Genomic DNA, 21,802 nt, shown 5'->3' on the forward strand with positions numbered 1-21,802 from the left:
CCGGCCCGACGAGGAGGAGAGTGAGTATGGAAACCACAAGACAAAGGCGTGCCCTGAAAGTCGCGCTTCTGGCAGGCGCTGGCCTGTGCATCGCGGGAGCCGCACAGGCTGCCGACCCGATGGTCAAGGCCTGCGCCAAGGACGGCCAGTTCATCATCGGCTTTTCGCAGGCGAACAATGCCGAACCCTATCGTCAGCACGTCAACGAGGAGCTGGAGGCGGCGGCCAAGGAAGTTCCGGGCTTCACGCTGCAGATCGCCGACGGCGCCGGCAACGTCAACACGCAGACCTCGCAGGTCGACAATTTCATCACCCAGAAGGTCGACATCCTGCTGATCTCGCCCTTCGAGGCGGCACCGCTGACGCCGGCGGTCAAACGCGCCATGGATGCCGGCATCCCGGTCATCGAACTCGATCGCAAGACGGTCGGCGATCCGGGCAAGGAGTACACCGCCTTCATCGGCGGCGACAATTACAAGATCGCGCTCGAGGCGGGCAAGTATACCGCCAAGACCTTGCTGCCCGACGGCGGCGAAGCAGCGGTGCTCCAGGGATTGCCGAGTTCGACGCCCGCGGTCGAGCGGCTTAACGGCTTCAAGGACGGCGTCAAGGAGAATGCCAAGATCCAGATCGTGGCCGAGCAGGCCGCCGACTGGGTGCCGGACAAAGCCCAGACCGCCTTCTCGGCCATGCTGCAGGCGCATCCCGACATCAAGGTGCTTTATGCCAGCAACGACATGATGGCGGCCGGCGCGCTGCTTGCCGCCAAAGGTGCCGGCAAGGACGTCAAGATCATCGGCACCGATGGCTTGCCGGGACCTGCCGGCGGCATCGAAGCGGTAGCGAAAGGCGACTGGGCGGCGACCTTCACCTATCCGACCGGTGCCAAGGAAGCGATCGAGATGTCGAAGAAGATTCTGCTCGATTGCGCCACTTCGGTGGAGCCGACAGTGACAGTGGAGACGACGGCGATCACGGCGGAAAATGCCAAGCAGATGATGGGGAAGTGAGGGAGCCAGCCACCAAGGTTGGATATGACAAGGCCCCCCGCGGGGCCTTGTTGTGTTCTGGGGCACTAATCCTGCAAGGAATGGCTGCTTCGCGCCTCATGACAGTTGCAGAGATCAGTTTTACCGCTTCCTCAAAGCAGACATCGTTGGCACGCGTAGCGCAAGTGGCCGTGTGACCTACCTTCCCGCCGATTGGCCCGAGGCACGCCCAGGTGTCTCTTGCTGCCTACCGTATCGTCGCGAAGGTGCGGGTCACGCCTTGTTCTTGGTTAGACGCTCCAGCGCATCCACTATCAAATCGCAGAATTTTTGATGGTCGAGCTTCATCGCCACGGTGTGGCGGAAGTCGACCTGCTCGCTCGCCGTGCCGCCGAAATGGTGCATGCCGCCCATCTTCTCGAAATTGCAGACCGTCATGCCTTTGGTCCACCGGCCGGCAAGCTCGACGCGGATATCGGCCTTCTCGGTGGTGAAGACGGTCGGGTCGATCATGGCCGCGACGCAGCATGCGTCATGCACGGCGGGATACTCGATCTGCAGGAGGCCACCATGCGTCGTCGCGATGAACTCCCAGATATCGAGGATGAACTTGGCGATCGGGCCGCCTACCGCGCGCACCCGGTCCTGAAGCCCCGTGGTGGCGAGCGCTTGATGCGTCAGGTCGAGCCCCACCATGGTGACGTCCCAGTTGGCCCGGAACACCACGGAGGCTGCTTCCGGGTCGGCATAGACGTTGAACTCCGCCGCGGGCGTGATGTTGCCCCTGGTAAAACTGCCGCCCATTGCGATGACCGATTTCACCCGCTCGACGATGCGCGGATCCTTGCGCACGGCAAGCGCGATGTTGGTGTAGGGACCGACCGGCACCAGCGTGATCGTCTTCGGCTCATGCGCCATGACGGTGTCGATGATGAAGTCGACGGCGTGCCGCTTGTCGAGCTCGAACGAGGCGGGCGGCAGTACGGGGCCGTCGAGCCCGGTCTCGCCGTGGATCTCGACGGCCAGCACCTGATCGATGAGGAGCGGGCCGGGAGAGCCCTTCGCCACCGGTACCTTGATGCCATAGGCGGTGCATACGGAAAGCGCATTGCGCGTGGTGTTCTCGACATTGTGGTTGCCCGAAACCGTGGTGATACCGAGGAGATCGATCTTCGGATTGCCTGCCGCCAGCAGGATGGCGATAGCGTCATCATGCCCTGGGTCGCAGTCCAGGATGATCTTTTCCATATGGCACCTCCTCTGTCGGCCGAGCCTGCCGCGACTACAGACTGCCGCCGCTTGCGCCGTCAAGGTTCTCGCCCTCGGCAACCGTAGTGCCAACTCGCTCGGCCCCCCGGCCACCTTCTACCTCCGGTGGCGAGCCCATTTCGAGCAGCTGCCACCTGCCGCCGCCGTGTTGCGCACAAGTGGAGTTGACATCGTCGCGGAATATCGCTTCAAACGTAATGTTATTACATTTGGATGGAGCCGCGACGTCGCAAAAAACCGTTGCGATGCGATCGATGGAAATCTACGCTGGCCCGGTGATGGTCCCCTGGCCGCAAGGCAAGGGGTGAAAAGGGAACACGGTGAGATCCCAAAGGGTCGAGGCCGTGGCTGCCCCCGCAACTGTAAGCGGCGAGCAAAATCCGTAAATGCCACTGGCCGGCAAGGCTGGGAAGGCAGGATGGCGCAACGACCCGCGAGCCAGGAGACCTGCCATCAGCATGAGTTGACCGGACGGGGTGTGCCGGGAGGAGACGTGGACGTCGGTCTTGTCGGCCGATACGCCAACATCCTTCCGTCGCCAATCGAGAAAGACGGAAAGTTGGACGGCGCTACAGATCGTATTCACCGCATTATTGTCTGCACGCTTTGCCGCGACGTCCCGACAGGGATCAGGTCGGGTGAAAATTTGTGCTCCGATTTGCGTTCCCGGCTCTCGGCCCACCATGAACCCGCCGTGGCGCATGGCTTCACGGTCGAGGGCGTGTCTTGCATGGCCGGCTGTGCACGGCCCTTGACGGTTGCCTTCCAGGCATCGGGCAAGGCTGCCTATCTCTTCGGCTCCATCGATGCGCAGGCCGATGTCGGCGATCTCGTGCGATTCGCCAAGCTCTATGCTTCGCTCGCCGATGGCTGGTGCAATTCGGGACAGCGCCCGGCGGGATTGGCCGGCAAGACGCTGGCCCGCATCCCGGGTCCGGAGAATCCGGCGGGAAACAGCCGATGACAGCGCCGGTTCTCGAAGCGCGTGACCTCAGTGCCATGGCGAATGGCCGGGATCTGGTCCATGCGGTCAGCCTGTCGGTGGCCGCGAGCGATCGCCTCGCCATCATCGGCCCCAACGGCGCCGGCAAGACGACGCTGCTGCGCATGCTGTCGGGCATGCTGCGGCCAAGTTCCGGCGAGGTGAAGCTTGGCGGGCGCCGGCTGGACAGGATTTCGGCCGCCGAGCGGGCACTGCATATCGCCGTGGTCGGCCAGACCGACCAGCCCGATCCGCGGCTGGCGGTGATCGACTATGTCGAGCTTGGCCGGGTTCCGCACGCCGGGCTGAGGCGCAGGAGCGACGAACGCGACATTGTCGTCGACGCGCTGCGCCGGACCGGCCTGCTGCCGCTGCTTGGCCGCACCATCGGCTCGCTGTCGGGGGGCGAGCGCCAGCGCGCCCAGCTGGCGCGCGCCATCGCGCAGGAGCCAAAAATTCTGTTCCTCGACGAGCCCACCAACCACCTCGACCCGCGCGCCCGTGGCGAACTGCTCGAACTCGTGGCCGGCTTCGGCATGACGGTGATCGCGGTGCTGCACGATCTGGCCCTGGTGGCCCCCTTCGCCACCAGGGTCGCGGTGATGAACAATGCCCGCCTGCAAGCGTTCGCCGCGCCGCGCGAAGCGCTGACCCAACAGCTGATCCGCGAGATTTTCGGCGTCGACGTCTTTCGTCTGCGCCATCCGACCGAAGACCGCGAACTGACGGTGTTCGAGGTGCCGAACCGCGCCGCGCCGCCATCCTGATCGAAGCCGTTCCGCCCAATCCCTGTTCAACAAAGGAGCACTTACCTTGAAACGCCTCGCCTTTTCGCTTGTCTTCTCGCTGCTGGCCTCGACAGCCTTCGCCTTCCCTGTGACCGTCGACAGCTGCGGCAAACCGCTGACCTTCGACGCGCCGCCGAAGCGTGCCGTCATCCATGACCTCAACATGGCCGAGATGACTTTTGCGCTGAAACTGCAGCCGTCGATCGTCGGCCTGACCGGCATCACCGGATGGTACAAGGTCGGTCCCGAATTCAAGGCCGAGCAGGGCTCGATCCCTGAACTCGCCCCCAAATATCCGACGCTTGAAAACCTCGTCGCGGTCGAGCCCGATTTCTTCTTCGCCGGCTGGTACTACGGCATGAAGCCGGGCGGCGAAGTGACGCCCGACACGCTTGCCCCGCATGGCATCAAGACGCTGGTTCTGACGGAAAGCTGCGTCCATCTCGACAAGAACCGCCCTGCCGCCTCGATGGACCTGCTCTATGGCGACGTCGAAAAGCTGGGCAAGATTTTTGGCAAGGAGGCTGAGGCGCAAAAGCTCGTTTCGGGCTGGAAGACGCAGCTCGCCGACATCACCGCCAAGGTCGGCGACCGCAAGGGCACGCGGGTGTTCCTCTATGATTCCGGCGAGGACAAACCCTTTACCGCGGGCAAGTTCGCCATCCCCAGCGCCATGATCACTGCCGCTGGCGGTGACAACATCATGGCCGACATGGACACCAGCTGGGGCAACACGGACTGGGAAACGGTGGCCTCTCGCAACCCGCAATTCCTCATCCTGCTCGACTACCAGGACGGCGGCGGCTACAAGAAACTGCTCGATTTCCTGAAGGCGCATCCGGCGATGAAAGAAACGGACGCGGTCAAGAACGAGCGTTTTGTCGCCCTGCGCTATGCCGAGCTGACGCCTGGGCCCGCCAACATCGAAGCGATCGACAAGATCGCCAAGGCGATGCATCCGGAAGCATTTTGAGGCATGTCGCCCAAAAATGCGCCGCGGTTTTTGCCAACGACATGCATGAAGAAAAGATCTGGGAAGTGCGTCGCATGAGCCCTGATGGACGCGACGCATTTCCAGGCTTGCGGCACAAGGCATTCGCACTCGCCATGATGGCGGGAGCGGCGGCGATCGCCGCGCTCGCCTTGCTGTCGATCGCCTATGGCTCGACGCTGATCCCGTTGACGGACGTCGTGGCTTCGCTCGGCCATGCAATTGGGCTGGGTGGGCACGACGTGTCCGGCCCGGTCGGCAAGATCGTCGTCGACCTGCGGCTGCCGCGCACGATCCTGGCCATCTGCGTCGGCGCTGGCCTGGGCGTCGTCGGTGCGCTGCTGCAGACGGTGACCCGCAATGATCTGGCCGATCCGTTCCTGTTCGGCCTGTCTTCCGGCGCAGCTGCCGGCGCGGTTTCCGTCATCACCGTCTTCGGCGACAGTTTTGGCATCTGGACGTTGCCGGTCGCGGCCTTCACCGGCGGCATATTGGCTGCCGGCGTTGTTCTGCTTCTGGTTGCGCGGGTGAGGGGGCAAGGGCCGGAGCGGCTGATCCTCGCCGGCCTTGCCGTGTCGTTCATGTTCACCGCCTTGACCAACTACCTGGTCTTTGCCGGCGATCAGCGCGCCGCCCACTCGGTGCTGTTCTGGACGATGGGCGGGCTCGGCCTGGCGCGCTGGGACAACATCTGGCTCGGCGCGCTGGGTGCGGGCACCATCCTGGCCTATGCGCTATGGAACCACCGCCGGCTCGATGCTTTCCTGGCCGGCGAAAATGCCGCCGAAAGCCTTGGTGTGCCGGTGGCGCGGATGCGCAGGATGACCTTCCTCGTCGCCGCGTTCGCGACGGCGATCCTGGTCTCGGTCGCCGGCGTCATCGGCTTCGTCGGGCTGATGATCCCGCATCTGTCGCGGCCGCTGGCGGGTCCTTTGCATCTGCGGCTGGTTGCCGGCTGCGCGGTCTTCGGCGCGGTGCTGTTGCTGGTAAGCGATCTTCTCGCCCGAACCTTGCTGCCGCCGCAGGAACTGCCGATCGGCATCATCACCAGCTCAGTCGGAGCGTTCTTCGTCGTCACCATGCTCATCCGCAACCGGCTCTGATCGCGGTGGGCCCGATCGCGCTGGGCAAGAGTTCCCGCCTCAGACCGTCCAGAAATAGCGCACGATGTGAAAGAAAACCGGGGCAGCGAAGACCAGGCTGTCGGTGCGGTCCATCATGCCGCCATGGCCCTCGATCAGGTGGCCCCAGTCCTTGACGCCCTGGTCGCGCTTGATCGCCGAGGCGACCAGCCCGCCCAGAAAACCCATCGAGCAGGCGATGAAGGCCACGGCTGCCGCCTGCAATGGCGAGAAAGGTGTCACGAAGGACAACAGCGCGCCGAGCAGGCTCGCCGACACCAGTCCGCCGATCAGACCTTCCCAGGTTTTCGACGGCGAGACGTTCGGCGAAAAACGGTGTTTTCCGAAGAGCTTGCCAAAGATGTACTGCAGCACGTCGCTGCCTTGCACGACGATGATCAGGAAGGCGATCAGCAACAGGGTGCGGCCTTCAAAGCCCGGAACATTGAGGGTCAGCAGCGCCGGAACATGGCTGACGCAATAGACCGAGATCATCACCGCCCATTGCTGCGCGGCGATCCGCTCGAGAAAGCGCTCGGTGTCGCCATGCAGCGCGGTGATGGCCGGCATCAGCAGGAAGCAGTAGACCGGAATGAAGATGACGAAGAGCCCGTACCAGGCGGTCCACACCAGCCAGTATTGAAACGGTATGATGATGCCGAACATGCCGAGCAGTACCCAATGGTCGCTGCGGCTTGTATGCGTCAGCGTTACGAATTCGCGCAGCGCCGCGAACGAAATCAGCGCGAACAGGATGGTCATGCCGTAGCGGCCGAAGAAGAAGGCGACCGTCATCAGCGCCACCATCACCCACCAGGCGTTGATGCGCTGCGTGAGATTGACCAGCGTTGAACTGAGCGGCTTGGGCGCCCGCGCTGAAAGTATGGCGGCGATGATGCTGGCGGTGGTCAGCACCGCGAGCAGGCCGATGATCAGAATGGAAATCTCGTGGCGCATCAATCGTCTCGCTCGGGACGCGGGTTGAGCGCCAGCAGCGTGGCGTGGGCGCGCTCGAGAAAGGCGCGGCGTTCTTCGCCCGGGGCCACCGCCACCGGTGCGCCGAAGACGACGCGGCACAGCAGCGGCACCGGCAGGAACTGGCCCTTGGGCAGCACGCGCGACATGTTCTCGATCCAGCACGGGATCAGCTCGACCTCAGGCCGCGCCATCGACAGATTGTAGAGCCCGGAGCGGAAGGCCAGCAGCGGCTCCTCGGTCATGTTGCGGGTGCCCTCGGGAAACAGAATCAGCGAATGGCCTTGGTCGAGAACCGAGAGCATGATCTCGATCGGGTTTTCTTCAGGTCTCGTCCATTGCCGGTTGATGAGCACTGACGACAGCATGTCCTCGGCGATGAAGCGGCGCAGCCGCGACTTTCCCCAGTACTCGCCGGCAGCAACCGCGTGGGTGATCGCGCGCTCCTTTTCGCTCAGGCAGGCCGACAGCAGGATGAAGTCGCCATGGCTGGTGTGATTGGCGAAATAGATGCGCTGCCGGTCGGATGGCAGGCTGCCATTCCAGATCGGACGCACCCCGGTCACCACCCAGGCCAGCGCCGAGAGGCCAACGGAGGTTGCCGTCTGCAGCAAGGTGAAGGTCTTGAGCGAAAGCTTGTTCATCGCGGCGCCCAAAACCCCGCCGTCAGGAGCGCTGCGGCAAACAGGGCCAGGGCTGCGCGCTGTTTGAACAGCAAGCGACGGGTACCGGCCATGCGATCATCGAGCGGGCGTGTCGTGGACGGCGAAGGTTTCAGGCGCATGCGCTTCAGTATGTCATCCACCGCGGCACCACCGGAAGCCTCGTCATTGTGGCTGGCCATCAGCCGGAACAACAGCGCGTCGAACACCAGAAGCGCCGACAGCGCCAGCACCGCAACCGCGCTGGCGGCCGAGATCGACAGTGGGATGGCCGCGCGCAAAGTCTCGAAAGCGCCGCGCGCCGAAGCAGCGAGGGGCACAAGAATACTGGCGGTCACCACAACCGCAGCCGGCCATGCGGCCTGCTGCATCAGCATGCGGGCGAAGCGATCGGCGCGTTCCTGGTAGGCATTGCCCGTCATGACGCCGCCCGCTCCGTAGCCTCGGCGAGATGAATCGGTCGGCCGGTGGCCATCAGCATCTCGCGGGCAAGCGTCGGCGTCCTGGCTCTGCCGGTCGCCACCAGCCATTCGGCGACAACGCCTGCGCTGCGTTGGAAACCGAGCGCGCAGCAGACCAGCACTGTGCCGTCGCGGCGCGCGCTTTCCAGCGCTCTCGCTGCCTGCTGCTGCACTGTCACCGGCGGCGGCAAGAGATCAGTCATCGGAAAGCTGATCCAGCGGCAGTCCGTTCCCGCCGGCTTTTCAAGTTCGGCGGCAAGGTCGATGACCGTGCCAAAGCCGTTGGCCTCGCTTGCCGTCGGAAAGCGGCCGAGAAAGACGCCATCACTGACGGCGACGCGCGGCGGCAGCTTGCGCGTCCAAATCGCGGCATTCACACCAGCGCCCAGCCGGTAGGGCCAAAGCAGGACGCGGCTTGCCAGGGACACATGGCCGTCCGCAGTCTTCTGGAACACCTTTTCACCGGCTCCGGCATAGGCGAAGGCGACGATAGCCAGCGCCAGCGCCGGCCAAAGCAGGAAGAGGGCTGTGGCGGACAACAAGGCGCCGAGCGCGGCGCCGGCCAGCGCAAGGACGGCGCCCAGCGCATAGGACAGCGCCAGCCGGCGCGCTTTCGCATCGCCGGTCAGCCGAGCGCCTGAAAACGGCAACGCGCCGGTGCGCGGAAACAGCCACAGGGCGAAAAATCCGAGCAGCGCGCCGGTCGGGATGTCGATGAAATGATGTTGCCAGGTCGTCAGCACCGAAGCGCCGATCAGGAAGCACCAGCCATGCCAGAGCGGCAGGAGGAGGCCGCCGAGCCGGTGGCGCCAGTGGTCCCAGATGATCACCAGCAGAGCGATGTGCAGCGAGGGCGCCTGGTTGAACGGTTTGTCGAAACCGCCAAGCACGGCAAACAGGAAGCCGGGCAGGCCGGTCGTTGCAGGCCGCACGAACGTCGCGGTCAGCGGGAACAGGATGAAGCAGGCGACGGCGACGATCTGCGCGGTGAGATAGCGCCCGGCCAGGCGGTCGACGCCTTGCCTGCTGTCGTTGAGCAGCAGCGACAGTCCGTAGAACAGGTTGATCGACCAATAGGGCACGATGGTCCAGGCGAGGAAGGGGATGCTGTGCTCCCAGGAGAACACGATGCTGCCGACATCGTCGCGCCGCGATGCCAGCCAGTTGGCGAAGCCGTAGGAGAGGTAGAAGAACGGCGCCAGGAAGGCCAGCCAAAGGGCTGCCCTGACCACCACCCGGCTGTAAGGCTCAGTGCGCACCGTGGATGCAAGCGATGACACCATCCTGTTCAGCGGCGCCTTGCGACCGAGACGGTGAAGATGCCCCATTGGTCGATGCGCTGGTCGAGCTTGTCGAAACCGGCGGCTTCGACGAGCTGGTCCATCTCGCCTTGCGTGCGCCGGCGCATGACCCAGGCCTGGCCGCCGCGATGCGAGGTCAGGCTGCGGGCGATCATCTCGAGCTGCGGATGCCACGGCTGGTTGGTGTAGAGCAGCAGGCCGCCCGGTTGCATGGCATGGGCAAGCCCGCCGAGCGAGCGGGCGATCATGGCGTTGTCTGAAAACAGCTCGTAGAGGCCGGAAACGATGGCGAGATCGGGCGCCGGATCGATCGAGGCGAGCATGTCGGCATCGAAGGCGTCGGCGCGCTGGAACGAGACGCTGGCCGGCAACTGCCGCGCGGCGATCAGCTTGCGGCCAAGCTGGACATTGAGGTCGGAATAATCCTGCAGGCGCACGCTTGTCGGCCGGTCCGGGCTCTTCACGATGGCATCGAGAACGTAGCGGCCGTGGCCGGCGGCGATGTCGAGAATGTGCGACGGCCGGCCGGCGGCCTTCAGCGTCGCCAGGCAAGAGGCGATCAGCTCCTCGAGATGCAGCTTGCGCTGGCGGATGCCGCGCCAGCCGATGGCTTCCAGGAAGATGCGGTCGACGATGCGGCCAAGAGCTGTAAGGCCCCTCGCGTCGTTCTCGTAGACGTAGTCCAGCGTCGAGCCGGAATCGAAGCCGGTGGTGATGCCCGCCTTCATACCCGACGAGACCCAGGCGCCCATGCGGATGGAGGCGCGGCTGAATGCCCAATAGAGGCCTTTGGGCGACAGCAGATCGAGCGGCGAGGCAAGCCTGTCCGCCTCGTCGCGCGTGTAGCCGGCGATATCCGCCTGTGTCAGGTCGACCGGCGCATCCGGTGCGGCGAACTGCTTGGCCAGGAACGGACGGATCAGGTCGAGAGCCTGCGCCCGGTCGCGCTCGCCCAGCGTGTCGTGGAAGAAACCCGGCAACACATGGCGCTCCTTGGTGCGGCTGCCGAGATTGACGAAGAACTCGTGCTGCGGGCCATGGCGCACCACCCAGTCGCTCCCCGAAAGCAGAAGCTGCGTCGGCACGGTGATGGCGCGGGCGTCCGCAACGATGCGCGCCGCGTGCTGGTAGAGCTCGACCAGGATGTTGGAGGCGATCGGCCGCGTGATCAGCGGATCGCTCTCGAAGGAGGCGATGCGCACGGGATCATGGGTCAGGAACTTCGCTTTGACGTAGGAATTGACGAAGAAGCGGCCCTTGAGCTTCTGCCAGAACGCGATGCCTTCCTTGGCCAAGGGCACGTAGAGTTTGACCGAAAAGGCCGGTGAGGCCAGCACCATGGCACGCAGCTTGGGCGCATAGTCGTGCACCCAGGCGGCGGCGAGCACGGCGCCGAAGGATTGCGCGATCAGCGCGACATCCTGCGTGGTGAAGCCGTCCCTGGCGGCGATCTCGCGCATGAAGCAGTCGATGTCGCGAACCAGGGCAGAAAAGGAAGGGGCATAGCCGCGCTCGCCGGACGAGCGGCCATTGCCGCGGGCATCCCAAGCATAGAAGGCGTGGTCCGGCATCTGCAGTTCGTCGACGAGATGGGCCATGCGACCGCCATGCTCGTGGCCGCGGTGGAAGAGCACCACCGCGCCCTTGGCATCGGCGGAAGCTGCCGGCCAGAACCGGTAGAAGATCTCCGTCCCGTCATGGCTGCGGAAGACACGCTCTTGCGCTTGCCGCTCAAGGCTTCCGGCAGTCGCGGTGGCGATCGGCTCGTGCATCATGGTCTTTCCCTCTGGCGGCATGGCGAGCGTCGATGCTCAACTGGCGCTGCCAATAAGGCCGGCGCGTATCCGGTTTATGGCGGTCAACAGCGAAAGCGTTGCCATGGCCGGAAACACAAGCGGCGCGATGGATGCCGGCCAGAGCCCGGTGGCGCACAGCACGGCGACCACGCCAAGCGCCAGCGCCCGATCGCTCTTGCCGAACGGCCCGGCATAGTTTCGCCCGATCCTGGCGGCGATGCCGAGCACACCGGCAAACTCGGCCAGCACAGCTGAGATGGCAAAGGCGACGACGCCCCATGGGCTGAACTGTGGGAAGGCGGCGAACGGCAGGATCAGCGCAAGGTCCGAAACGACGTCGCAAAGCTCGTTCAGGTACATGCCAAGCGTCGAGGCCTGCCCGTGCTCCCGCGCCAGCATGCCATCGACGGCGTTCAGCGCCATGCGCACGAACATCACCACGGGAATCAAAAGCAGAAGCGAGCGCCACTCATGCAACATCGCGATGGCCGTTCCGGTCGCGATCGACATCAGGGCTGCCAGGATGGTTATGCTGTTTGCGGTGACCCCGATTGCCGCCAGCCGGTTGACCAGCGGTCGCAGCCTTCCCTGGAAAGCCGGCTTGAGAGCGTAAAGCGTCGGCATTTCGTTGATCCCCCGATCCTGATCTGCGGCTGTACATCAATATGTCACACGCGACCAGAGCATAGACTGCTGCGGCCGGTACCGCGCCTCTCCAGTGCGCGCATCCTGATACGGTGGATGGGTCATGCAGACTGCCATGGCCGCCGCCCAGGCGTTTACCAATCGCTAACCATGATTGCGCAGCAGACCTGTCATGAACATTTGCCGGCTTCCGGTGCGACGAGCATCTTGAATAATAAGCACGCTTATTATATATGCCGCTCATGGTTTCTGATGGCATAGACAGATTGGGCTTCTTGATCCACGACGTGCAGCGCCTGATGCGCAAGCGCTTCGAGGCGAGGGCCAGTGGTTTGGGGCTTTCTTCGGCGCAATGGCGGCTTCTGGTCCGCGTTGCCAAGGAAGACGGTGTCGCGCAGGCGCGGCTGGCCGAACTTCTCGAAATCGAGCCGATCAGCGTGTCGCGTCTGGTCGACCGCATGGAGGAGGGTGGCTGGATCGAGCGTCGCTCCGACGCCGCCGATCGCCGCGTCCGCATGATCTTCCTGACGCCCAAGGCGAGCGACGCCTACGCCGTGATCAAGAGCATTGCCGGAGAAGTCTATGAGGAATCGCTGGTCGGCGTGAAGCCGGAAGCCCGTCGTGTCCTCATCGAGGGGCTAGAGGCGATGGTCCGCAACCTGACTGACGACGAGACGCCGTCCATTGAAAAAGTCAAGAATACAGAGGGCGCAGCAGCATGAACGCCGCAGCCAAGATAGACGAGAAGGTGACCGAGCTGGAAATGGAAGCGCCGGCGCAGCCGGCCACGGCCCCGCTGGCGGTTGCTCCTCCGGTGCAGCCGGCCCCGGTGAAGAAAAAGAGACGGCTGGGCCGCTCTTTGCTGATGCTTGCGCTGCCTGCGGCACTGGCTATCGGCGGCGGTTACGTCTGGGTTACCGGCGGCCGCTACCAGGAGACGGAAAACGCCAATCTGCAGCAGGCCAAGGTGTCGATCGCTTCCGACACGGCGGGCCGCATCGTTCAGGTCGATATTGCCGACAACCAACTGGTCAAGCAGGGTGATGTGCTGTTTGCCATCGACCCGGAGCCCTACCGGATCGCACTGGCCCAGGCCGACGCGGCGGTGGCGGGCGCGCGTCTCAATGTCGAGCAACTGCGTGCCGCTTATGGCCAGTCGATGGCTCAGCAAAAGTCCGGTGCCAGTGAGGTTGCCTTCGCCCAGTCGCAGTTCGACCGCGCTGCCGACCTTGCCCAGAAGGGCATCAACGCCAAGTCGTCGCTGGACCAGGCCAAGAACGATCTCGACAAGGCCAAGCAGCAGCTGGCCGTTGCCGAGCAAGGCATCATCAGCGCCAAGGCAGCACTTGGCGGCAATCCCGACATCGAGACCGACAAGCACCCGACCGTGATGGCCGCGCTCGCGGCGCGCGACAAGGCGGCCTACGATCTGGAGCAGACCACGGTCAAGGCGCCGGCTGATGGCGTCGTCAGCCAGGCCTCATCGTTCAAGGTCGGTCAGTATGTCGGTTCCGGCACGCCGCTGTTTTCGCTGGTCGAGACGGGCGACACCTGGATCGAAGCCAATTTCAAGGAAACCCAGCTGACCCACATGATATCGGGCCAGAAGGCCGAGATCGTGGTCGACACCTATCCGGGGCGCACCTTCAAGGCGACGGTCAAGGCGATCGGCGCCGGCACGGGTGCAGAGTTCTCGCTGCTGCCGGCCCAGAACGCCACCGGCAACTGGGTCAAGGTCACGCAACGCATTCCGGTGCGCCTGGAGTTGACCGATGCCGACGCCAAGATGGCGTTGCGCACCGGCATGAGCGCGACCGTTACGGTCGATACCGGCGTGGCGCGCGGGTTTCCCGCCATATTTGGCCACGCCACGGCTGGCGAGGCAGCGAAGTAAAATCGGCGGAAGCCCGTGGGGGAACCAAGCGGGTGGAAGCGAGTACTAGGGGATTGGTCTGATGGGAGGGGTGAGGAGGATCAGCGTTTGGACCGAGCCGCGTCGCGGCTTGATCGAGATCTGAAATCTTCGACACGGACCCGTCGGTCCTCATGTTTCCGGGCGGCAGGCATCCGCTCAATCGAGACTTTCGGTCGATGTAACCCCCACATCGACAAATCGCGTCCCACCGCGATGAGGGTCTCTCAACGGAAGGCTTTGCCGCCCGGAAACCCACCGTACACGATTTTGTTACCTGCCGGAAGTTCCGCATCATGAGCACGCCCGAACCATTCAAAGAAGTGCCGCATCGTGGCCTGATCACGGTCGCGCTCATGCTGGCGACGATCATGCAGGCGCTCGACACGACCATCGCCAACGTCGCGCTGCCGACCATGACCGGCGATCTCGGTGCCTCCCCGGACAACATCAACTGGGTGCTGACGTCCTACATTGTTGCCGCCGCCATCATGACGCCGGTCACCGGCTGGCTGGCCGACCGCTTCGGCCGCAAGGAACTGTTCCTGACGGCGGTGGTCGGCTTCACGCTGTTCTCGATGCTGTGCGGCATCGCCTGGAGCCTGGAGAGCATAGTGTTCTTCCGGCTGATGCAAGGCGTGTTCGGCGCCGCGATCGTGCCGTTGTCGCAGACCTTCCTGCTCGACATCAACCCCAGGGAACGGCATGGCCAGGCGATGGCCATCTGGGGCGCCGGCATCATGCTGGGGCCAATTCTGGGCCCGACGCTCGGTGGCTGGCTGACCGAGAATTTCAACTGGCGCTGGGTGTTCTTCATCAACCTGCCGGTCGGCATTGTCGCCTTCCTCGGCATGGCCGCCTATTTGCCGGCTGTTGCTCGGCGGGTGCGCGGTTTCGATTTCTTCGGCTTCGCCATGATATCGCTCGGCGTCGGGGCGCTTCAGTTGCTGCTCGATCGCGGCGGCGAGGTCGACTGGTTTTCCTCGAATGAGATCTGGATCGAGCTTGGTCTTTCGCTGACCGGCTTCTGGGTGTTCATCATCCACACGGTGACGGCCGAACATCCCTTCATCGATCCCAAGATATTCCTCGACCGCAATTTCGTCACCGGGCTGGCGTTTATCTTCGTCATGGGTGTGCTCATCCTGGCGAGCATGTCGCTGCTGCCGCCAATGCTGTCGACCATCTTCGGCTATCCGACCATCACCATTGGCGTTGTCCTTGGGCCACGTGGTGTCGGCACGATGATTTCGATGCTGGTCGTCGGGCGGCTCATGAGCAAGATCGACGCCAGGATCCTCGTCGTCATCGGCTTTCTGCTGACCGCGCAATCACTCTACACAATGTCCAGCTTCACGCCGCAGATGGACAACTGGCTGATCATCAGCTCCGGCGTCATCCAGGGCCTGGGAATGGGAATGGTGTTCGTGCCGCTGTCGACTGTGGCCTTCGCCACGCTTGACGTGCGCTTCCGCACGGATGCCACGGCCTTGTTCAGCCTGGTGCGGAATCTTGGCTCGTCCATCGGCGTGTCGGTGGTGACGGTTCTGATGGTGCGCAACACCCAGGTCAATCACACCGAGCTTTCGGCGTTTATCAATCCGTTCAACCCCAATCTGTGGGCGGTCTCGCCGGCGGCCGCAAGCGGCGATCCAATGGCGCTTTCGGAGGTTGATCGTATGGTCAATCTGCAGGCGATGATGATCTCCTACGTCAATGACTTCAAAATCCTCATGGTAATGACCCTGATTTCCATTCCGTTTGTTTTCCTGCTCCGCAAGCCAAAACAGGCGCCGGTCGGTGGCGCACCAGCCGCACACATGGACTGAGCTGCCAGAGGCGCTGGCATTGCCCTTCCAGCGCAATGTCCTCTAGCCAACATTGCTAGGCTCAGGGACTATCGTGTTCGTCCTGGGCAGTGCCGAGGCTGGAGACGATAGCGATGCAAAAGCCTGCATTCCCGGTTTTCGATCTCGGGCGGTTCGAAAGCGCCGACGCCGAGAAGAAAAAAGCGCTCGGCGCCGACGTCGACCGCATCTGCCGCAGTACCGGCTTTCTGGCCGTTACCAACCATGGAATTCCCCAGGCCGTGATCGACGCGGCATGGTCGAAGGCGCGCGCTTTCTTCGACCTGTCGCCGGAGGAAAAGCAGCGCTCGAAGGCGCCTTACAAAGGCTATCCCTACGGCTACCTCGGACCGGAGCTCGAAGCGTTGGCCAAATCGCGCAATGTCGACACGCCGCCGGACCTGAAGGAGAGCTTCAACGGCGGACCGCTCCGCGTGCCGCAAGGCATGAACGACCCGCAAGCACTGGCCTTCTGCTACGCGCGGACCATCTGGCCGCAAGCGCCTGACGGCTTCGTCGAGGCCTGGAAGGCCTACTATGCGGCGCTCGAGGATCTGGCCGTGCGCATCATGCGTGTTTTCGCTACGGCGCTCGGCTTGCCCGAAAACTATTTCGACAGCTTCCTCGATGCGCCGATCAGCGCTCTGCGGGCTCTCAACTATCCCGAACAGCATGCTGCACCGAAGCCCGGCCAGATCCGTGCCGGTGCTCACACGGATTACGGCAGCCTCACCATCTTGTTGCCGCAGGCCGGATCGCGCGGCCTCGAGATCATCACCCCGGACGGCGCGTGGACTGAAGTGCCGCCGATACCGGGAGCGTTCGTCATCAACATCGGCGACTTGATGGCGCGCTGGACCAACGATCGCTGGGTTTCCACCGTGCACCGCGTGGTCAATCCAGCGGTAAAAGAAGGGCCAGCGGCAAAAGAAGGGCCGGCCGCAAAAGAGGGGCCCCCGGCGGAAGAGGGCAGCAAGGACCGGCGCCAGTCCATGGCTTTCTTCCATCAGCCGAACTGGCACGCCGAGATCAAGGTTCTGGATGTATGCCTTGCCGATGGCGAGGCGGCGAAATACGAGCCGGTTCTGTCCGGCCCCTATCTCATGGCGAAGTTCAAGGCGACGACCAAATAGGGCGCCTGCGTGCGGATACCGGGACGCTTCTCATTTCCCGAGTTATTTCCCGAGCACAAGGCTCCAGTAGCGGATGGCGCTGTCGCGGCCGTCGCGCGCATAGGCGAGGCCAAAGCGGGTGAAGCGCTGGTCGAGCATGTTGCGGCGATGGCCGGGCGAATGAACCCAGATGTCGAAAAGTTTCTGCTGGTCGAAGCGGCCTTCGGCGATGTTCTCGGCGGCCGCGCCTGCGATGCGATTGTCCTTGACGCGCGAGGCGAAATCCTTGCCCCAGCCGGTGGTGTGGCTCATGCGGCGGCGCTGCGCCATGTAGCCGGCCTGCTGCAAGGCGGCCTGCTCGAGTTGCGGGTCGGCGACCAGCGGCGCTAGTCCCGCCGAGGCGCGGATATTGGCCAGCGTGCCGGTGGCGGATGAGGAGACGCCGGCGCCGTCGCCGGTCGGCAGCGAAATGGTGCTGCAGGCGGCGAGCCCGGCCAGTGCCGCGAGGCCGAGGCCTTTCAGCAGCATTCGCCTGTTCAGATTCGGAATCGGATGGGTTTCGATTTTGGCAATGGTCATGCCCATCTGAAATACGCGCGAACATGGCTTTTGCCGGGCAGGACGGCGAGAATTGCAAGCTGCGCAGCGATCGGAGCCGTTGTGCTGGTCGGAAGGTGATTTACTACACGTGGCCGGCTATTCTTGGATGGCCCGTCATTGGAGGGCTTGGGTTGTGACGAATAAAGCGAAGCGGCAGCGTGACGTGTTTGCGTCCGCCCTAGTCGCCTTGGCATCCGACTGATGCGCCTCAGTGTCCACAGCCAACGTGTCGATCGAGACGTGTGAGCGGCCGGCTCCGCCGAGCCGTTAGGTCGAAACGTGGGAGGCGGCTGTCATTTCACCAGAGTGATCATCCGGTCGGCATACATTGCCCGATTTCCAAGCGCCGCCGCGCAGTCCGACTTGACGGATGAGTTTCCGGTCATCTGCACCGTCATGCCGACAAGCCTGAGACAGTCGCCCTGGCCGCTCATATCAGAGTTGCCGGCGTAGGAAATCGGCGCGTCCGGTGCGTAGATGAAACCGCTGAGTGCGGAACTTGCGCCGCCATTCAGCGTCAAGGCGGACGTATTCCCGTGATCCTGAAAAATGGTGATGCCGGCATAAGCGCCGCTGCTGGGCGGGGATAGGTTCACCGTCTGGTTGGCATTGATGTAGATATTCGAGCTTTCCATGAGGAATATGGTCACGCCCTGGCCAGTCAGGCTGCCGTTCCCCCCCGGCTTGATGGTGGTGCCGCGCATGATGTAGACGCCTGGATCAAGCGTGATATCCCCCGACAATGTCTTGTCGCAGTAAGTGCCGGGCGACAGCGTGTAGGTTTTGCCGTTTGGGACCGGCAAACACATTGTGTAGGGAGGAGGAATGACGTCAGCCAGTGGATCAAAAGACGCGTATTGATGTTCGTGCGGCGTTCCGCAGGTGAGATTGGCGCTGGGTGGCAAGAGCCCGCTCGTGCCGCCGACGGTTGAGACGCAGCCCGCTGAAACCTGTGCGGAGCCGCCCCTGTTGACGGCATCGGATGCGTCCGAGTTCGCCGCGATCACGCAACTGTCCATCGAAACATTGGTCGAGCCCTGCAGGTTCACGGCGGCGGACGCATGCGGATCGAGCGCCAGCACGCAGGCCTGTGCGCCAGGTTTTATCTTGACCGAGGCCGTGCGGTAGGCCTGCCAGGGGGCCGCGCTGCCGATGAAGCTTGGGCGGCTTATGCTGGACGACAGCGAGATAAAGTAGGCGCTTGGGCTGCCGCTGGCCGTTGCCGCGAATGCGGAGACACTGCCCGAATATTCCTGCTGGTCGGCCGCGCTCAAGTTTGCGGCGAAGAACTGCAGCCCAAGCTGCCGAACATCGCCAGCAGTCATATCGGGAGAGAACTTCGTGCCGATGGCCAGCCCCGCCGCGTCCAGGGAATTCTGTAGTTGCGAGGCGTCATGGTTCGTGCCGACAAGATCCATGGCGCCGGCCACGCCAAGTATCATCGGTATCGTCGCTACGACGGTCGCCATGGCAAAGTTGCCGCGCTCCGAAGACCAGAAGCCTCTCAATAGTGACATCGCCCCTCGCCAAAACTTGTAAAGCCAAGCGATACGCCAGGGGTCTCTACGCCACATTTCAGTAAATGCTAAAATGTGAATTGCTAAAATGCAGTGCAATGGTTGGCCAACCGAAAGCCTGCAAAGGCAGGGCATATGAGAGGCGACAGGGAGCACATCGAGGAACTGCTCCAAGCCATTGACGCGACGACAGCCAGCGCCAAATCTGTTATCGTGACTTCGTTCTTGAAGTGGCAGCTATGGGCGGCCATCCAGGCGGTGACCGCCCCGACACACGGGAGGAAGGTTATGGCCGGCTTTCATGTCATGGCGGACGCACGCGGAATGCACGTGCAGCCCACGGTGCGCCACATCACCACGGCGGATCTCAGGGACGCGTTGCGCCTCGGCGCCGAGGATTTCTGGGCAAAACCGTCGCACTACGTGTTTCTTTGCCTGATCTACCCCGTTGTCGGCCTGATCCTGACGCGATGGACGTCCGGCGCCAACGCCATCCAGCTCATCTATCCCCTGATGTCTGGCTTCGCCCTGGTCGGGCCGTTTGCGGCCCTCGGCCTTTACGAGATCAGCCGCCGGCGCGAACTCGGCATGAACACCTCCTGGCGGCATGCACTCGACGTGCGCCGTTCGCCGGCGATCCCGTCGATCGCGGTGATCGGTATCATGCTGGTGGCGCTGTTCTTGTTGTGGCTCTACACCGCGCAGTCGATCTACATCGCCTTGTTCGGCGACCAGCCGCCGGCATCGATCGGCAGCTTTGTCCGCGAGGTGCTGACCACCGGCAAGGGCTGGACGCTGATCCTCGCCGGCAACGCCGCCGGTTTTGTCTTCGCCGTGGTTGTGCTTGCCACCACGGTGGTTGCCTTTCCGCTGTTGCTGGACCGCGATGTCGGCGCCGTTTCGGCAATCGAGACCTCGGCGCGCGCGGTGATGGCAAACCCGCTGCAAATGGCCTTGTGGGGGCTGATGGTCGCCGTGCTGCTGGTGATCGGTTCGATCCCGCTGTTTGCCGGGCTCGCCGTGGTCATGCCGGTGCTCGGCCATGCCACCTGGCATCTCTACCGCAAGGTGGTGGAGCCGGAGCGGGTACAGCAAATCCGGCGACCGATGTAACGAAGCCGTCTGGTTCTGGCCGCCGATGAGCACGCCCTGGAGCGCCTGACAAAGAGCGCCTGACAAAACCCGAGACGTCCGGTTGTCGGGCGCTCTCAATGACCAAGTGACCGAGACTGAGCCATGGCGTGCAAACCGCTGGGATTGCTCAAAAAACCTGTCTGGCTGATCTGCCTTGGCATTGCTGGCTATCTCGATATCGCGCTGGCAAGCGCCGACCAGCCGGTGCAATTTGAAAGCGCGGCTGTGAGGCCGACGCCGTTTCACGAACGCATTGCGCAACAAAACGGGCAAGTGCTCAAAGCTTTCCCCGGCACGCCATTGAACGGGTATTTGACGCGGCCGCCGGGTGAAGGACCGTTCCCAGCTATCGTCCTTCTCCACGGATGCGCGGGCATGTTCCCGAGTGCAAAGGAACTCTGGCCCGAACGATTGTCTTCTTGGGGATACGTCGTCCTCGTTGTCGACAGCTTCAGCACGCGCGGCATTCATGATACCTGTAATGGCCTCCTTGCTGATCGCGTCTATGACGCCTACGGCGCTCTGGAATTCCTGTCAAAATACAGCTTTGTCGACTCGTCGCGCATCGCGTTGATGGGGTTCTCCGCCGGCGGGATCGCAACGCTCGAGGCCGTGCAACTTGGTGGCGCCGAGCGGCTTATGGAGCGCAAATTCAAGGCAGCGATTGCCTACTATCCGAATTGTTCCGTAGCGAATGGCGACATGGCAGTCCCGACCTTGATTCTTGCTGGCGAGCTTGACGATTTCAGCCCCGCCAAGAAATGCCAGGAGATGATGGCGCAGCGCAGCGGCAAGGGAAGCGCCGTGCAGCTTGACGTCTACCCCGGTGCTCGTCATGCATTTGACTCGCCGGAATTCAAGACTGGCATCGAGGCCTATGGTCACCGGATTGAGTACAATGCGGCTGCAGCGGATCAATCGATCCGCGACTCTCATGCATTTCTGAAAGAAGTCTTCGGCGGCTGACAGCGGTGATCGCCGTCTTGCCCTTTCGATCTCAACGCTGCGCGTCGGTCGCCATCTTGAGCGCAAGTGCCGTCAGCACGGTGCCCATCATCCAGCGCTGGATGACCAGCCACAATGGCCGTCCGGCGAGGAATGTGGCGATCGAGCCCGCCGTCACCGCGATGATGGCATTGACGCTGAGGCTGATCGATATCTGCGTCGCACCGAGCACCAGAAGCTGCGACAGGACATGGCCCTTGCCGGGGCTGATGAACTGCGGCAGCAGCGACAGATAGAGCACCGCGACCTTCGGATTGAGCAGATTGGTCATCAGCCCCATGGCGAACAGCTTGCGCGGCCGGTCGCTCGGCAGTTCACGCACCTGGAACGGCGAGCGCCCACCCGGCTTCACCGCTTGCCACGCGAGCCACAGGAGATAGAGCGTACCGGCAAAGCGCAGTGCGTCATAGGCATAGGGCACGGCGAGCAGCAGCGCGGTGATGCCGAATGCCGCCGCCAGCACATAGAAGAGAAAGCCGAGCGCAACGCCACTAAGCGAGATCAGCCCCGCCTTCGGCCCCTGCAACAGGGAACGCGAGATCAGGTAGATCATGTTGGGGCCCGGCGTCAGCACCATGCCGAGGCAGACCAGCGCGAAGGCGAGATGATTGGCGGTTTCGGGCATGTGTTCGTTCCCCACGCACCGCGAAATGGATGCACAATCCCACGAGCGGCCAACATGTGCCTGTCCCGGC

Annotated in this window: 21 protein-coding genes and 1 riboswitch; of the genes, 11 read left to right on the forward strand and 10 right to left on the reverse strand. The window is 63.3% G+C overall.

The features are described from left to right. Positions 1 to 26 precede the first annotated feature (26 nt). Entirely contained in the window at positions 27 to 1,010 is a 984-nt protein-coding gene (locus tag AC1D10_RS24800; RefSeq protein ID WP_477276513.1) for a substrate-binding domain-containing protein, read from the forward strand. A gap of 252 nt (positions 1,011 to 1,262) precedes the next feature. Here AC1D10_RS24800 and AC1D10_RS24805 read toward each other — a convergent pair whose 3' ends face one another. Continuing rightward, positions 1,263 to 2,237 carry a nucleoside hydrolase gene (locus tag AC1D10_RS24805; protein ID WP_477276515.1) on the reverse strand — a complete coding sequence of 325 codons (975 nt, stop codon included), beginning with the start codon at positions 2,235 to 2,237 and terminating at the stop codon, positions 1,263 to 1,265. A gap of 283 nt (positions 2,238 to 2,520) precedes the next feature. Next, positions 2,521 to 2,727: riboswitch (cobalamin riboswitch) on the forward strand. Positions 2,728 to 2,751: 24 nt separating this feature from the next. On the opposite strand from AC1D10_RS24805, the gene AC1D10_RS24810 reads away from it, so the two are divergent. The 4 genes from AC1D10_RS24810 to AC1D10_RS24825 all read left to right on the forward strand — a co-directional run bounded on the left by AC1D10_RS24810 (position 2,752) and on the right by AC1D10_RS24825 (position 6,122). Beyond that, a complete protein-coding gene (locus tag AC1D10_RS24810; RefSeq protein ID WP_477276517.1) occupies positions 2,752 to 3,222 on the forward strand; it encodes a DUF1636 family protein in 471 nt (156 codons plus the stop codon). Further along, complete coding sequence (locus AC1D10_RS24815) at positions 3,219 to 4,007, forward strand: ABC transporter ATP-binding protein (RefSeq protein WP_477276519.1); 789 nt, start codon at positions 3,219 to 3,221, stop codon at positions 4,005 to 4,007. Before AC1D10_RS24810 ends, AC1D10_RS24815 begins: the two co-directional genes overlap by 4 nt. A 46-nt stretch (positions 4,008 to 4,053) precedes the next feature. Then, positions 4,054 to 5,001 carry an ABC transporter substrate-binding protein gene (locus AC1D10_RS24820; protein WP_477276521.1) on the forward strand — a complete coding sequence of 316 codons (948 nt, stop codon included), beginning with the start codon at positions 4,054 to 4,056 and terminating at the stop codon, positions 4,999 to 5,001. Between the two features lie 74 nt (positions 5,002 to 5,075). After that, the gene (locus AC1D10_RS24825; RefSeq protein ID WP_477276523.1) at positions 5,076 to 6,122 is read left to right on the forward strand and encodes a FecCD family ABC transporter permease; all 1,047 of its coding nucleotides are present in this window, start codon (positions 5,076 to 5,078) and stop codon (positions 6,120 to 6,122) included. Between the two features lie 39 nt (positions 6,123 to 6,161). Here the strand turns inward: AC1D10_RS24825 and AC1D10_RS24830 are convergent, their stop codons facing one another. The 6 genes from AC1D10_RS24830 to AC1D10_RS24855 are packed head-to-tail and all read right to left on the reverse strand — an operon-like array spanning position 6,162 to position 11,959. Next, entirely contained in the window at positions 6,162 to 7,097 is a 936-nt protein-coding gene (locus AC1D10_RS24830) for a phosphatidate cytidylyltransferase (protein ID WP_379106592.1), read from the reverse strand. Continuing rightward, entirely contained in the window at positions 7,097 to 7,759 is a 663-nt protein-coding gene (locus AC1D10_RS24835) for a lysophospholipid acyltransferase family protein (protein WP_477276525.1), read from the reverse strand. Before AC1D10_RS24835 ends, AC1D10_RS24830 begins: the two co-directional genes overlap by 1 nt. Next, positions 7,756 to 8,199 carry a hypothetical protein gene (locus tag AC1D10_RS24840; RefSeq protein ID WP_477276527.1) on the reverse strand — a complete coding sequence of 148 codons (444 nt, stop codon included), beginning with the start codon at positions 8,197 to 8,199 and terminating at the stop codon, positions 7,756 to 7,758. The genes AC1D10_RS24835 and AC1D10_RS24840 overlap by 4 nt, the downstream gene beginning before the upstream one ends. After that, positions 8,196 to 9,521, reverse strand: coding sequence for a phosphatase PAP2/dual specificity phosphatase family protein (locus AC1D10_RS24845; RefSeq protein ID WP_477276529.1), 1,326 nt, complete (start codon positions 9,519 to 9,521; stop codon positions 8,196 to 8,198). The genes AC1D10_RS24840 and AC1D10_RS24845 overlap by 4 nt, the downstream gene beginning before the upstream one ends. 5 nt (positions 9,522 to 9,526) lie before the next feature. Continuing rightward, positions 9,527 to 11,311, reverse strand: a complete 1,785-nt coding sequence (locus tag AC1D10_RS24850) for a bifunctional alpha/beta hydrolase/class I SAM-dependent methyltransferase (protein WP_477276634.1) — start codon at positions 11,309 to 11,311, stop codon at positions 9,527 to 9,529. A 39-nt stretch (positions 11,312 to 11,350) separates the two neighbouring features. Further along, the gene (locus AC1D10_RS24855) at positions 11,351 to 11,959 is read right to left on the reverse strand and encodes a CDP-alcohol phosphatidyltransferase family protein (protein ID WP_477276531.1); all 609 of its coding nucleotides are present in this window, start codon (positions 11,957 to 11,959) and stop codon (positions 11,351 to 11,353) included. A 263-nt stretch (positions 11,960 to 12,222) separates the two neighbouring features. Between AC1D10_RS24855 and AC1D10_RS24860 the strand changes: the two genes are divergently transcribed. From AC1D10_RS24860 to AC1D10_RS24875, 4 genes are all read left to right on the forward strand, one after another. Beyond that, a complete protein-coding gene (locus tag AC1D10_RS24860; RefSeq protein ID WP_027038640.1) occupies positions 12,223 to 12,702 on the forward strand; it encodes a MarR family winged helix-turn-helix transcriptional regulator in 480 nt (159 codons plus the stop codon). Continuing rightward, entirely contained in the window at positions 12,699 to 13,874 is a 1,176-nt protein-coding gene (locus AC1D10_RS24865; protein WP_477276533.1) for an HlyD family secretion protein, read from the forward strand. The genes AC1D10_RS24860 and AC1D10_RS24865 overlap by 4 nt, the downstream gene beginning before the upstream one ends. 314 nt (positions 13,875 to 14,188) lie before the next feature. Beyond that, positions 14,189 to 15,721: a DHA2 family efflux MFS transporter permease subunit gene (locus AC1D10_RS24870; protein ID WP_477276535.1), complete on the forward strand. Its 1,533-nt coding sequence runs from the start codon at positions 14,189 to 14,191 to the stop codon at positions 15,719 to 15,721. Positions 15,722 to 15,834: 113 nt separating this feature from the next. Continuing rightward, positions 15,835 to 16,872: an isopenicillin N synthase family dioxygenase gene (locus AC1D10_RS24875; RefSeq protein WP_477276537.1), complete on the forward strand. Its 1,038-nt coding sequence runs from the start codon at positions 15,835 to 15,837 to the stop codon at positions 16,870 to 16,872. A gap of 42 nt (positions 16,873 to 16,914) precedes the next feature. Here AC1D10_RS24875 and AC1D10_RS24880 read toward each other — a convergent pair whose 3' ends face one another. Together AC1D10_RS24880 and AC1D10_RS24885 are read right to left on the reverse strand one after the other, a co-directional pair. Next, positions 16,915 to 17,430, reverse strand: a complete 516-nt coding sequence (locus tag AC1D10_RS24880) for a CAP domain-containing protein (RefSeq protein WP_477276539.1) — start codon at positions 17,428 to 17,430, stop codon at positions 16,915 to 16,917. Between the two features lie 314 nt (positions 17,431 to 17,744). Then, positions 17,745 to 18,968, reverse strand: coding sequence for a TadE/TadG family type IV pilus assembly protein (locus AC1D10_RS24885; protein ID WP_477276636.1), 1,224 nt, complete (start codon positions 18,966 to 18,968; stop codon positions 17,745 to 17,747). A gap of 288 nt (positions 18,969 to 19,256) precedes the next feature. Between AC1D10_RS24885 and AC1D10_RS24890 the strand changes: the two genes are divergently transcribed. Both AC1D10_RS24890 and AC1D10_RS24895 read left to right on the forward strand, forming a co-directional pair. Beyond that, positions 19,257 to 20,081, forward strand: coding sequence for a DUF2189 domain-containing protein (locus AC1D10_RS24890; protein ID WP_477276541.1), 825 nt, complete (start codon positions 19,257 to 19,259; stop codon positions 20,079 to 20,081). A 123-nt stretch (positions 20,082 to 20,204) separates the two neighbouring features. Beyond that, positions 20,205 to 21,068 (forward strand): dienelactone hydrolase family protein, encoded by an 864-nt coding sequence (locus AC1D10_RS24895; RefSeq protein ID WP_477276543.1) that lies wholly within the window; start codon positions 20,205 to 20,207, stop codon positions 21,066 to 21,068. A gap of 31 nt (positions 21,069 to 21,099) precedes the next feature. On the opposite strand, the gene AC1D10_RS24900 is transcribed toward AC1D10_RS24895, so the two are convergent. Further along, positions 21,100 to 21,732, reverse strand: a complete 633-nt coding sequence (locus AC1D10_RS24900) for a LysE family translocator (RefSeq protein ID WP_477276545.1) — start codon at positions 21,730 to 21,732, stop codon at positions 21,100 to 21,102. Positions 21,733 to 21,802 lie beyond the last annotated feature (70 nt).

It is taken from the genome of Mesorhizobium sp. P2_A8 (genome assembly GCF_056404935.1).

Bases quoted from the DNA above. Each gene is read 5' to 3' on its own strand.
- AC1D10_RS24895 (WP_477276543.1), top strand. From the start codon at position 20,205: ATGGCGTGCAAACCGCTGGGATTGCTCAAAAAACCTGTCTGGCTGATC.
- AC1D10_RS24805 (WP_477276515.1), bottom strand. From the start codon at position 2,237: ATGGAAAAGATCATCCTGGACTGCGACCCAGGGCATGATGACGCTATC.
- AC1D10_RS24845 (WP_477276529.1), bottom strand. From the start codon at position 9,521: ATGGTGTCATCGCTTGCATCCACGGTGCGCACTGAGCCTTACAGCCGG.
- AC1D10_RS24870 (WP_477276535.1), top strand. From the start codon at position 14,189: ATGAGCACGCCCGAACCATTCAAAGAAGTGCCGCATCGTGGCCTGATC.
- AC1D10_RS24860 (WP_027038640.1), top strand. From the start codon at position 12,223: ATGGTTTCTGATGGCATAGACAGATTGGGCTTCTTGATCCACGACGTG.
- AC1D10_RS24865 (WP_477276533.1), top strand. From the start codon at position 12,699: ATGAACGCCGCAGCCAAGATAGACGAGAAGGTGACCGAGCTGGAAATG.
- AC1D10_RS24900 (WP_477276545.1), bottom strand. From the start codon at position 21,732: ATGCCCGAAACCGCCAATCATCTCGCCTTCGCGCTGGTCTGCCTCGGC.
- AC1D10_RS24880 (WP_477276539.1), bottom strand. From the start codon at position 17,430: ATGACCATTGCCAAAATCGAAACCCATCCGATTCCGAATCTGAACAGG.
- AC1D10_RS24855 (WP_477276531.1), bottom strand. From the start codon at position 11,959: ATGCCGACGCTTTACGCTCTCAAGCCGGCTTTCCAGGGAAGGCTGCGA.
- AC1D10_RS24800 (WP_477276513.1), top strand. From the start codon at position 27: ATGGAAACCACAAGACAAAGGCGTGCCCTGAAAGTCGCGCTTCTGGCA.
- AC1D10_RS24885 (WP_477276636.1), bottom strand. From the start codon at position 18,968: ATGTCACTATTGAGAGGCTTCTGGTCTTCGGAGCGCGGCAACTTTGCC.
- AC1D10_RS24840 (WP_477276527.1), bottom strand. From the start codon at position 8,199: ATGACGGGCAATGCCTACCAGGAACGCGCCGATCGCTTCGCCCGCATG.
- AC1D10_RS24830 (WP_379106592.1), bottom strand. From the start codon at position 7,097: ATGCGCCACGAGATTTCCATTCTGATCATCGGCCTGCTCGCGGTGCTG.
- AC1D10_RS24890 (WP_477276541.1), top strand. From the start codon at position 19,257: ATGGCCGGCTTTCATGTCATGGCGGACGCACGCGGAATGCACGTGCAG.
- AC1D10_RS24850 (WP_477276634.1), bottom strand. From the start codon at position 11,311: ATGCACGAGCCGATCGCCACCGCGACTGCCGGAAGCCTTGAGCGGCAA.
- AC1D10_RS24815 (WP_477276519.1), top strand. From the start codon at position 3,219: ATGACAGCGCCGGTTCTCGAAGCGCGTGACCTCAGTGCCATGGCGAAT.
- AC1D10_RS24835 (WP_477276525.1), bottom strand. From the start codon at position 7,759: ATGAACAAGCTTTCGCTCAAGACCTTCACCTTGCTGCAGACGGCAACC.
- AC1D10_RS24825 (WP_477276523.1), top strand. From the start codon at position 5,076: ATGAGCCCTGATGGACGCGACGCATTTCCAGGCTTGCGGCACAAGGCA.
- AC1D10_RS24875 (WP_477276537.1), top strand. From the start codon at position 15,835: ATGCAAAAGCCTGCATTCCCGGTTTTCGATCTCGGGCGGTTCGAAAGC.